Origin of the sequence: Bacillus sp. JJ783, from assembly GCF_036963225.1 — a bacterium.
GTDB classification, from domain to species: domain Bacteria; phylum Bacillota; class Bacilli; order Bacillales; family Bacillaceae_G; genus Bacillus_A; species Bacillus_A cereus_U.
On record NZ_JBALMG010000018.1, the window covers coordinates 18,991 to 31,086 of the forward strand.

Here is a 12,096-nt window from a genome sequence, read left to right on the forward strand (position 1 = left end):
GGGAAATGCATCATCATACTAATTTTTCATAGAAATAAAAAACGTAATATTGAAAAGAATTCCAATACTTGTATCATGGTTAGAGTACGTTTATAATCAAGGAATCCTATTTAATGTTCTGATAGGGTTATTTATTATTGAAAGCGTTTTAAATCTGTTCTTTTTTAAGGTAGGAAGTCTGACTTATTTGGATTGAAAATTATGTATGTAGTTTTAAATAGGAAGAAAAATAATAAAGGATCACTTTATATTGTGGGGAGGTTAAAAGTGTGAAAGGGAAAGACTTTCACACGAATATATATGGGTTATGTAGGATTATTACTTTCAGGTGCAGCTTTATTTTTAAATAGTCTTGTCATATTGGGCAAAGTAGAGATGAAAAGCGCAGGTGTTTTTAATTTATTTGTGGGGGCATTACAAATTATCATTCCGTTTTATTTGATTATGATTTCTGATCAAAGTAATTGGACGGTATATTCGTATGCAGCTACTTTTTTATTTGGTTTAACTTATTTATATGTAGGCGTTACTTTTATTAAAGGAATGGATAGTAGTGGACTAGGCTGGTTCTGTATTTGGGTAGCAATTATTGCTTTATTCTATATGGTTGTTTCATTTGTTCAATTCCACGATGTTGTTAATGCGTTAACATGGTTTATGTGGGCATTACTTTGGTATTTATTCTTTGTGTTAAATGCACAAAAAAAGAATATCAATCAATATCTTGGCAGAATTGCTTTTGTACAATCATGGGTAACATTGACGTTGCCTTCACTCTTTTATTTTATGGGAGTATGGGGAGAGGGATTCGTATATGAACTATGGGTTTATGTATCAGTAATTTCTATTTTCTATTGCTGCTATTGTATTTTTAAATATCGAGTACGTTAAAGTATCATATGTAAGAAAGCATGGAATCTTGATAATGATTCCATGCTTTTATTTATATTCATGTTTATAATTAAGGTAGTATTTTACAAAAAAGGGGATGATGAAAGTGAAAAAAGTGTTGGTTCTAGGGGGAACAAGGTTTTTTGGTAAGCAATTAGTAGAAGCGCTTTTACAAGAGGGGCACGATATAACAATTGCAACACGAGGATTTACGGAGGATTCTTTTGGGGATACGGTAAAAAGAATTGTAGTAGATAGAGAAGACGAGAAATTACTGGAAGAGCGCGTAGAAGGTAAAAGTTATGATATTGTATACGATAACTTATGTTATAGCCCGAACGCCGCGAAAATTATATGTAAAGTATTACGTGGTAGAGTGAAAAAATATGTTATGACATCCTCAATGGCGGTATATGAGCCTGCATTAAACTTGCAAGAAGAAGAGTTCAACCCGTATGAATATTCGATTACGTATGGAGATAGAGGGAATTTCACTTATAGTGAGGGAAAGAAATTAGCGGAAGCAGTGTTGTTTCAACATGCAACATTCCCAGTCGTTGCAGTGCGTTTTCCAGTTGTTATTGGAGAAAATGATTATACGAAAAGATTACAATTTTACGTTGAACATGTTATGAAACAAGAGTCTATCTTTGTGGATCATGTAGATGGAAAGTTGTCATTTATACATGAAAAGGAAGCAGGAGAGTTTTTAGCATGGTGCGGAATGGAAAATATAGAAGGTCCAATTAATGCTTGTAGTAACGGAGTGATTTCCATGGAAGAAGTTATTCGTTTCATAGAAGACAACAGTGGGACAAAAGCTCTTATTCAAGAAGCGGGAGAGAATATAGCACCTTATAATGAAATAATTAATTGTACGTTACATAATAGAAAGGCTCGCGAATTAGGATTTCCGTTCCGAGAATTAAATACAGAAATCAAAAATGTGTTACAGCATTACATAAATATACTGAAATAATCATAAATCCCCCGGTGGCAATCCAGGGGATTCTGGAGGATTTCAACAATACTAGTTTTACATTACCAAATTTACCTTACATGTATGATGAATGCTAATGTATCACACCAATGTATGGATCTAGTTCATCATAGTCATATGAAAGATTGGGCAATTGAAATGAAGACGTGAAATTACCTCCTTTCCACCTAAAAAGTTGGTCTAGGTAAAAATAGTTTACTTAAGTAAAAAATACACTTTTTTTTTTCGGAAGTCAACAAAAATTCTAAAAATTTTCTGAAAAATATTACGATAAAAGTAACACTCTTGATTTCGTTTGTGACTCGTATCCTTTTTGCTTATACTGTAAAGTAGTAGTGTCTTGTTGAGATAGAAGGAGATTGTTTATGAGCAAAACGAAACAATTAATAGAGGAAGCAAGTAATTTTATTACCGTTTGCTATAAGGAACTTAATAAAGAGAAATTAATAAAAGAGCGTATGAACGAAATTTTAATAGAGATAGAAAAGACTGGAACGTATGAGCATACATTTGAAGAGCTTGTTCATGGATCACGAATGGCATGGCGTAATAGTAATAGATGCATTGGGAGATTATTTTGGAGTAAGATGCACATATTAGATGCGCGTGAAGTAAATGATGAGGAAGGTGTATATAATGCATTAATTCATCATATTAAATATGCGACGAATGATGGGAAAGTTAAACCGACAATTACGATTTTTAAGCAATATCAAGGTGAAGAGAATAATATACGACTTTATAATCATCAATTAATTCGATATGCAGGATACAAAACGGAAATGGGAGTGATTGGTGACTCACACTCCGCCGCATTTACTGATTTATGTCAAGGTCTTGGGTGGCAAGGAGAAGGTACACATTTTGACGTATTACCGCTTGTATTTTCTGTTGATGGAAAGGATCCTGTATATAAAGAAATTCCTAAAAAAGAAGTGAAAGAGGTACCAATTGAACATCCAGAGTACCCAATTTCATCACTAGAAGTAAAATGGTATGGGGTACCGATGATTTCAGACATGCGTTTAGAAATTGGTGGTATTTCTTATACAGCAGCCCCGTTTAATGGATGGTATATGGGGACTGAAATTGGTGCTCGTAATTTAGCGGATCATGACCGTTATAATTTGCTTCCAGCAGTTGCAGAGATGATGAATTTAGATACTTCTAGAAATAGTACGTTATGGAAAGACAAAGCGTTAATTGAGTTAAATATAGCTGTTTTACATTCTTTCAAAAAACAAGGGGTTAGCATTGTAGATCACCATACTGCCGCCCAGCAATTTCAGCAGTTTGAGAAGCAAGAAGTTGCTTGTGGACGGGTTGTAACTGGCAACTGGGTATGGTTAATTCCTCCGTTATCACCTGCTGCAACTCATATTTATCATAAACCGTATCCAAATGACACTATCTCTCCTAATTTTTTCCATAAGTAGTTTGTAATATAAAGGTATCAATCGTGAAATTTAAATTTTTTTTAATTCCTATTAGATAGCAGTTGGAAGCCTTTACTTCTAGCTCTTTTAGCACGCCCTTTTTTGAAACGGCCATTTCCTTGTGTTATAATCAAATTTCTGTTTCGAAGACCTTATAGAAATATAAGGTCTTTTGTTTTGCGTTTTTATGTAAGAGGAATAGGATATTCTTTTAAAATAAAGGATTTAGCATATTTTTAGGGACAACATAAGTGTGTGAAATCACTAAAACATTATACTTATATAATTATTGTGTGTGGAATATAAACAATAAAACATAATGAAGTTGTTTTTTTAGATTGCTGAGGAAGGAGGAAGGTAAATGAGGATGAAGAGTCAAAAAACTGATTGGCCTGTATTTCTTATTAGTGGTGGCTCACTTTTATTATTTGTAATTGCAGTTATTTTAAATAAAAGTTACGTAGAGGGAGTCATTAATAGCAGTTTTACAGCTTCAATTAAATATTTTGGTGCTTTTTGGCAAGTTTTATTAATTGGTACATTTGTCGTTGCGATGGGTATGGCCTTTTCAAAATATGGGAGGGTTAAACTCGGGGGGCTAGATAAGCCTGAGATTAGTACGGCGAAATGGTTAGCAATTATTATGGCTACGCTACTTGCTGGCGGTGGTGTTTTCTGGGCAGCAGCAGAGCCGATGTATCATTTTATGACAGTTCCGCCAATACATGAAGGTGTATCCGCTGGAACGCAAGAAGCAGTCATGCCTGCTTTAGCACAAAGTTATATGCACTGGGGTTTCTTAGCATGGACGATTTTAGGGACAATTAGTGCAGTAGTTATGATGTATGGGCATTATCATAAAGGTATGCCGTTAAAACCTCGAACGCTTTTATATCCTATTTTTGGGGAGAAATTGCGAAAGAGTTGGCTTGGAACAATGATCGATGTGTTTGCAATTATTGCGGTAGCTGCAGGAACAATTGGTCCAATCGGATTTTTAGGACTACAAGCAAGTTATGGCTTACAAGCATTGTTTGGAATTCCTGATGTGTTTACTACTCAATTAGCAATTATTATTTGTGTAGTGGCCGTTTCTACTATATCTGCGGTAACGGGAATTGATAAAGGGATTCAAATTATAAGTGATTTAAATGTTAGACTAGCAATTTTATTAATGGCATTCGTATTATTATTTGGACCAGGTGGATTTATTATTGATTCATTTGTTTCTTCGTTTGGATTTTATATACATGAATTTATTCCAATAAGCACATATCGTGGTGATACAGGCTGGTTAGGGTCGTGGACAATCTTCTTCTGGGGATGGTTTATTGGATATGGACCGATGATGGCAATTTTAGTGAGCCGAATTTCAAGAGGAAGAACAATTCGAGAAATAATCGTTGCAATTGGAATTATCGCACCTATTATTACAACGTTTTGGTTTACTATACTGGGTGGATCTGGTGTGTTTTATGAGTTAATGAAGCCAGGCTCTATCTCGGTGGCATTAAGTGAATCTGGTATGCCTGCGGCTATGATTGCAATTACGCAACAATTACCACTTTCTAATATTATCGGACCAGCATTTCTTTTATTAACAATTTTATTTGTAGTGACAACAGGAGATTCAATGGCCTATTCCATTTCAATGGCAGTGACGGGAGATGGAGATCCTAGAATTAGCTTGCGAATTTTTTGGTCGCTTATTATGGGCGCAGTTGCAGCAATTCTTTTATATATGGGTGAGGGAAGTATTAATGCACTACAATCCTTTATTGTAGTGACGGCTGTTCCTGTATCAATTCTATTATTCCCGATGCTGTGGCTAGCACCTAAAGTTGCAGGTGAATTAGCATTAAAGCAAGGAATTGTAGAAGAAAAAGATAAAACAGCTTTCTTATTCCAGAAAGCTAGTAAATCAAAGTAAATAATAAACAAACATTGAAAAGAGGAAGCATCTTAAGTGAGATGCTTCCTCTTTTATGCTTAATCTAACACTTTTCCCTTTGTTTCGGGTACACATAATAGCATCGTAATCAATCCGATTGGATAGATAATAAAAATTAGGGACAACGCTCCAAGTAGATTGCCGCCCGTAGCGAGTAATCCAATAATAACCGGTCCAAATCCAGCTAACCCACGCCCTGTGCCAAAAATAAAGTTTTCTGCCGTAGAGCGAGCTTCAGCAGGATAATTTTCAGCTAAAATCGCTCCGAATCCTCCCATCATTCCATTTGCAAAGAATCCAAGTAGGGCACTTCCCCATAACAATGATGTCGCATCTGTGAATAGGAAGAAGTAAATGAGGCAGTATATAGTACCGCCAATATAATATAATGAAAATGTTTTGCGGCGGCCAATTTTATCGGCTAGAATACCAAAGGTTGCAATTCCAATTAGCATACCAATAGTAGAAATGAACATCCAACCGCTTGCTTTTGCTAATGTATAGTTATATTTATTCGCTAAAATAGTTGGCATCCATGTGAAAATCCCATAATATCCGAAGTTCTGGATAAATGACATGATAATAAGACCAATTGTTGTTATTGTTACTTTTTTACTTGCAAATAACTTTCGAAGTGGGAACTTTTTCATTTGTTTTAGTTGTTCTGCTTCAGTAGTCGTTAAATTACCTTCATCTTCTTTTTGTAACAATTCCTTTTTGTAGCGTTGTTTTTGTTCCCATATTTTCGGTTCACTTAAACTTTTACGTACATAGACAGCTAGTAAAGCTGGAATTAGTCCAAATAAGAAAACAGCTCTCCATCCAAAATGCGGGACGATAAATGCTGGAAGGAGTGAAGCAACTAGGACGCCAAATTGCCAGCCAAGTGCAACAACTGATGTCGCTTTAGCGCGCATTTCTTTAGACCATGTTTCTGTTACGATGGCCATTCCAATCCCGAATTCACCACCAACGCCCATTCCAACTAAAAAGCGAAGAATTAATAATTGCCAATAATCTGTTGCGAAATAAATAAGTGCGGTTGCTAGTGAAAATAGTAAGATTGTAAAGGCCATTGTACGAATACGACCGAATAAATCAGCAATAAATCCGAATAAATAGGAACCAATTAACATCCCAATTGTTGTGGCTAATGTTAAGTTCCCTCCCTCGACAGGGCTAAGGTGAAATTCTTTTAGAATGTAGACAAGTACGAAAGATAAGAGCAACATATCTAGTCCTTCTGCAGCGTATCCTAGCGCAGAACCAAATAATGTTTTATATCTTTTCTCTTTCGTCTCCTCTGTTGATGATTGTACATCAGTAGTAATGTTCATTATTACTCCTCCTTATTTTCTTCTACAGTCGCTATGGAAGAATAACAAAAGGCCTTCTCACCTGATATGATGAGAAGGCCAAAAAAGCATACGTATCCCTTAAAAAAGAACATACGTATATTATATTCCGACTTCCTTCTCAACCTCACGGGGTTGGGTTAAAGGACTGTATTATATTACTTTATTTTTAGCACTCTTCTGTTAGATTGTCAAATAAAGGGGAGATTGTTATGTGTAAAATATTTCAAAAAACATTTCATTCTTCTTGACGCCCACTTCATTATTTTCCCATAATAAAACTAACTAATATAAAAAGGAATGAATCACAGATGCTAAATTTAGTACTTATGATGATTGAACGCGTCGGACTTATTGTTATTTTAGGATTTTTACTTTCTCATATTAAAACGTTCCGGCGTCTTCTTCATAAGCAAGACGGATATGTAGATAAGTTTAAGCTTATTTGTATTTTTTCAGTGTTTACAATTGTGAGCAATTACACAGGGATTGAAATAGCAGGAAATACTATTATGAATGAAAATTGGTTACAAGGTGTTTCATCATCCAGCACAATTGCGAATACACGAATTATGGGTGTGGGAATTAGTGGGTTGCTAGGTGGTCCTATCGTCGGAATTGGAGTAGGTTCTATTGCGGGTATTCATCGTTATATGCTTGGCGGGACCACGGCAGTAAGTTGTGCAATCTCATCAATTTTGGCTGGGATTATAACAGGTTATATTGGATACATCTTCAAAAAATATAACCGTACTATTACACCTAAATTTTCTGCGGTTTTAAGTGTTTTTATCGTTACTTTAGAAATGCTTATGATTCTATTAATTATAGAAGATGGACTTAGTGTTGTGAAAACAATTGCGCTACCGATGATTCTTGTAAATAGTTTTGGCAGTTTTATTTTACTTTCGATGATACTAGCCATTTTACGACAAGAAGAAAACGCAAAAGCTTTGCAAACGCATAAAGTATTACGAATTGCTGATAAGACGTTACCATATTTCCGCCAAGGGTTAACAGAAGAGTCTTGTAAACATGTGGCACAAATTATTCACCGCTTTACGGGAACGGATGCGGTATCCTTAACAGATACAGAGAAAATCTTAGCTCACGTTGGATTAGCATCAGATCATCATATTCCTTCACACAGTTTAATAACAGGTTTATCAAAAGAAGTATTAAAAACAGGGGAAATAATGAAGGCAAAATCACGTGAGATTATTAATTGTCAACATGAAGGGTGTCCATTACAAGCGGCAGTTGTTATTCCATTAACTTCACATGGAAATACGATAGGAACATTAAAACTTTATTTTAAAAACTCTAATCAATTAAGTCGTGTTGAAGAAGAGTTAGCGGAAGGTCTGGCGAAAATATTCTCCACACAGCTTGAGTTAGGTGAAGCTGAGTTACAAAGTAAGTTATTGCAAGATGCTGAAATAAAAGCGCTGCAAGCACAAATCAATCCGCATTTTTTATTTAATGCAATTAATACAGTATCAGCTTTATGCCGAACAGATGTAGAAAAGGCGAGAAAATTATTATTGCAGCTTAGCGTTTATTTTCGTTGTAATTTGCAAGGGGCACGACAATTACTTATTCCATTAGAACAAGAGTTGAATCATGTACATGCATATTTATCGTTAGAGCAAGCGAGATTTCCAAATAAGTATGAAGTGAAGATGTATATTGAAGAGGAACTAAAGGTGACTTTAGTTCCACCATTTGTGCTTCAGTTATTAGTTGAAAATGCATTGCGCCATGCTTTTCCGAAAAAGCAGCCAGTGTGCCAAGTCGAGGTACATGTGTTTGAAAAAGAAGGAATGGTTCACTTTGAAGTGAAGGATAATGGACAAGGGATTAAGATTGAACGTCTAGAGCAATTAGGAAAAATGGTAGTTCCATCAAAGAAGGGGACTGGAACAGCTTTATATAATATTAATGAACGACTTATCGGGTTATTTGGGAAAGAGACAATGCTTCAAATTGAAAGTGAATTGGAGCAAGGGACAAAGATCCTCTTTGTAATTCCGAAAAAAATAGAGGAGGAAAAACGGAGTGTTAAAAGTATTAGTAGTTGATGATGAAATGTTAGCACGGGATGAATTGAAATATTTATTAGAGCAAACAAAAGAAGTAGAGATAATTGGTGAGGCGGATTGTGTAGAGGATGCATTAGAAGAATTAATGAAAAACAAACCAGATATTGTTTTTCTAGATATTCAGTTATCTGATGATAACGGATTTGAAATCGCAAATATATTAAAGAAAATGAAAAATCCACCTTCAATTGTGTTTGCTACTGCATATGATCAATATGCGCTGCAAGCATTTGAAGTAGATGCATTAGATTACATTTTAAAGCCATTTGATGAAGAACGTATCGTACAGACATTAAAGAAATATAAAAAACAAAAGCAAATAAAATTAGAAACAAAGCAAGATGTAAAGAGTGTAGATGTAACGACCGAAATGCATAAATTAGCATTACCGATTGAGGAATCAATTGTACTTGTTAACATTGAAGATATTATTTATGTGGGGCTTGTAGATGGGAAAGTAACTGTAAAAACAATGAAAGAAACATATGTAACACATGATACGCTTGTCATTTTGGAAAAGAAATTACCACAAACAATTTTTATGCGTGTTCATCGTAGTTTCGTTGCTAATATTAATCATATTTCTGAAATACAGCCGTGGTTTAATTCGACTTATAACTTAATTATGAAAGAGGGATCCAAAGTCCCAGTTAGCCGTACATATGCAAAAGAACTTAAAAAGCTGCTTCGTATTTAAGAAGCAGCTTTTGTATTTCACCGTATGATTATTGTAATTGGCTGTATATATTTGACATCCCGTTATGTAAACGCTTGCTTTGATTTTTATATCCTATAAAATAAAGGTACCAAATCAAAAGAGGTGGCCAAAATGAGCACAAAAAAAGTATATGGTTTTCTATCACAAATATTCGTTTTTTCAGCTATTATGTTAGTTTCTAATATTATCTCAACCCATTTACCAATTCCGATGCCTTCATCAGTAATCGGGTTAGTCGTTTTATTTAGTCTATTATGTTTAAAGGTTATTAAATTGGAGCAAGTTGAATCACTCGGAACAGCTTTAACAGGTATTATCGGATTCCTTTTCGTCCCATCAGGTATTTCAGTCATTAACTCTCTTGGTGTAATGAGCCAATATTTCGTACAAATTTTAACTGTAATCGTTGTCGCAACAATTATTTTACTTGCTGTAACAGGTTTATTTGCACAATTGATTTTAGGTAAAGATGACAAAGAAACAAAAGATACAAAAGAGTTGAAAGTTGTAAACAAAGGAAGCAAACACGGAAAAGTCGCGTAACTATTTTAGACCATACATGGTTAGGAGGTAATGAACATGACAAGCACAATGACTCCATATTTCGGGATCGTCGTTTCATTAATTGCATACGGAATTGGAACGTTTTTATTCAAACACTCAAAAGGATTCTTCTTATTTACACCATTATTCGTAGCAATGGTATTAGGGATTGTATTTTTAAAGGTAGGTAACTTTACCTTTGAGGAATATAATACGGGCGGAAAGATGATTAGTTTCTTCTTAGAACCAGCAACAATCGCATTTGCAATTCCATTATATAAACAAGTTGATAAGTTAAAAAAATATTGGTGGCAAATTTTATCGGCTATCGTGGTTGGATCTATTTGTTCAGTGGTTGTTGTGTTCATTGTCGCAAAAGCAATTGGTCTAGATACAGCTGTAATGAACTCAATGTTACCGCAGGCAGCAACAACAGCAATTGCATTACCAATCTCTGAAAGTATCGGTGGTATTCCAGCAATTACATCATTTGCAGTTATCTTTAATGCAGTTATCGTATACGCATTAGGAGCTTTATTCTTAAAAACATTTAGAGTTAAACATCCGATTGCTAAAGGTTTAGCTCTTGGAACAGCGGGACATGCATTAGGGGTTGCTGTAGGGATCGAAATGGGTGAAGTAGAGGCAGCTATGGCAAGTATTGCTGTAACAGTAGTTGGGGTTGTAACAGTAGTTGTCATTCCGATGTTTATGCCATTCATTGGGTAATATAACTTACTTAAAAAATTATAAAAGCAAGCTATTTGTAGGACGGATTTCTACTGATAGCTTGCTTTTTATGTTACAGTAGTGGTAAGACCTATTGAAGAATAAAAGTTTCCTTAAATCTTCATTAATACTGTGCATAATGCGTTTTGAAATAGGTCATTGTATTGTAAAATAAGAAGTAACATAATATATAGCACAATTAACGAGCGGTTAAGGTTGAAGATAAATTGCTCGCAATGGCTTTAATATTAAAGGATAATTATAAGTAGAGAATAGAGAGAGAGCTACTTGTTAAAGTTTTACTTTATAGGACAGGAGAGAGTACTCGTCGATTATGCAAATAAAAAACCTGTTTCAAAGCAAAGGATTTCAGAGGTTAATCGTATTAGTATTACTTGCTCTCATATTGTATGGGATGCAAAGTATGTTAAATTTAATTTTAATTACGTTTATGTTGACGTATTTAATGGATCGATTCCAAAAGTTTATTTCTCGTAAATTAGATCATTTCATGCCAATTAATCGGAAAATTATTATAGCGCTTTTATATGTAATGTTAGTGGCAGGAATTGCCATTACGCTATTTAAATATTTACCGGTATTAACAATACAAATTTCACAATTGATTTATCAATTCAATGTATTTTTAAGAAATCCACCTGATAGTGAATTAATTAAGTATGCAGTTAATGCTGTGAATCATATGGAGCTTTCTAAATATGTAGGGCAAGGCGTAGACATTTTGTATAAATCTATTACGAATGTTGGGAAATTTGGCCTTCAAGTTTTACTTTCTGTAATTTTAAGCTTATTTTTCTTACTTGAAAAAGCACGTATTGTTGCTTTTACTTCGAAATTTAAAGAAAGTCGACTTGCAATTTTTTATAACGAAATAGAGTATTTCGGAAAGAAATTTGCACGTTCATTCGGAAAAGTAATCGAAGCACAATTTTTAATTGCAATTGTTAACTGTGTTTTATCTGTTATCGCATTATGGATATTAGACTTCCCGCAATTATTAGGTTTAGGGTTAATGATTTTCTTGCTTGGTTTAATTCCAGTGGCAGGTGTTATTATTTCGTTATTCCCGCTTTGTATGATTGCTTACAATATCGGCGGTATTATGTATGTCGTTTATATCGTAGTTATCGTAACAGTAATCCATGCGCTCGAAAGCTATGTGTTAAACCCGAAATTTATGTCACAAAAAACAAATTTACCGATCTTCTACACGTTTATGATACTAATTTTCTCTGAACACTTTTTAGGTGTGTGGGGACTAATTATCGGTATTCCAATCTTCATTTTCTTATTAGATGTTTTAGATGTGACAAGTGATGAAATGGATCAGGATGTTGGAAAACAATAGAG

General features: G+C 34.5%; 10 protein-coding genes. 9 read left to right on the forward strand and 1 reads right to left on the reverse strand.

Annotated features, from left to right (window positions below; translation table 11 throughout):
* The first annotated feature begins 300 nt into the window (after positions 1–300).
* The 4 genes from V7038_RS04705 (at position 301) to V7038_RS04720 (ending at position 5,257) form a co-directional block, all read left to right on the forward strand.
* Entirely contained in the window at positions 301–891 is a 591-nt protein-coding gene (locus V7038_RS04705; RefSeq protein ID WP_002159682.1) for an AmiS/UreI family transporter, read from the forward strand.
* A gap of 100 nt (positions 892–991) precedes the next feature.
* Positions 992–1,870 carry an NAD-dependent epimerase/dehydratase family protein gene (locus tag V7038_RS04710; protein WP_335469352.1) on the forward strand — a complete coding sequence of 293 codons (879 nt, stop codon included), beginning with the start codon at positions 992–994 and terminating at the stop codon, positions 1,868–1,870.
* A gap of 386 nt (positions 1,871–2,256) precedes the next feature.
* A complete protein-coding gene (locus tag V7038_RS04715; RefSeq protein WP_002113190.1) occupies positions 2,257–3,327 on the forward strand; it encodes a nitric oxide synthase oxygenase in 1,071 nt (356 codons plus the stop codon).
* A 361-nt stretch (positions 3,328–3,688) separates the two neighbouring features.
* Positions 3,689–5,257 carry a BCCT family transporter gene (locus tag V7038_RS04720; protein ID WP_070129269.1) on the forward strand — a complete coding sequence of 523 codons (1,569 nt, stop codon included), beginning with the start codon at positions 3,689–3,691 and terminating at the stop codon, positions 5,255–5,257.
* A gap of 59 nt (positions 5,258–5,316) precedes the next feature.
* On the opposite strand, the gene V7038_RS04725 is transcribed toward V7038_RS04720, so the two are convergent.
* Positions 5,317–6,615: an MFS transporter gene (locus V7038_RS04725; RefSeq protein ID WP_002113188.1), complete on the reverse strand. Its 1,299-nt coding sequence runs from the start codon at positions 6,613–6,615 to the stop codon at positions 5,317–5,319.
* A gap of 329 nt (positions 6,616–6,944) precedes the next feature.
* On the opposite strand from V7038_RS04725, the gene lytS reads away from it, so the two are divergent.
* The 5 genes from lytS to V7038_RS04750 all read left to right on the forward strand — a co-directional run bounded on the left by lytS (position 6,945) and on the right by V7038_RS04750 (position 12,094).
* Entirely contained in the window at positions 6,945–8,714 is a 1,770-nt protein-coding gene (lytS, locus tag V7038_RS04730; protein WP_335469343.1) for a two-component system sensor histidine kinase LytS, read from the forward strand.
* Complete coding sequence (locus V7038_RS04735; protein WP_002113186.1) at positions 8,692–9,432, forward strand: LytR/AlgR family response regulator transcription factor; 741 nt, start codon at positions 8,692–8,694, stop codon at positions 9,430–9,432. The genes lytS and V7038_RS04735 overlap by 23 nt, the downstream gene beginning before the upstream one ends.
* Positions 9,433–9,564: 132 nt before the next feature.
* Complete coding sequence (gene lrgA / locus V7038_RS04740) at positions 9,565–9,996, forward strand: antiholin-like murein hydrolase modulator LrgA (RefSeq protein WP_002113185.1); 432 nt, start codon at positions 9,565–9,567, stop codon at positions 9,994–9,996.
* A gap of 36 nt (positions 9,997–10,032) precedes the next feature.
* A complete protein-coding gene (gene lrgB / locus V7038_RS04745; RefSeq protein ID WP_002113184.1) occupies positions 10,033–10,725 on the forward strand; it encodes an antiholin-like protein LrgB in 693 nt (230 codons plus the stop codon).
* Positions 10,726–11,059: 334 nt separating this feature from the next.
* Positions 11,060–12,094 (forward strand): AI-2E family transporter, encoded by a 1,035-nt coding sequence (locus V7038_RS04750; RefSeq protein WP_070129266.1) that lies wholly within the window; start codon positions 11,060–11,062, stop codon positions 12,092–12,094.
* Positions 12,095–12,096 lie beyond the last annotated feature (2 nt).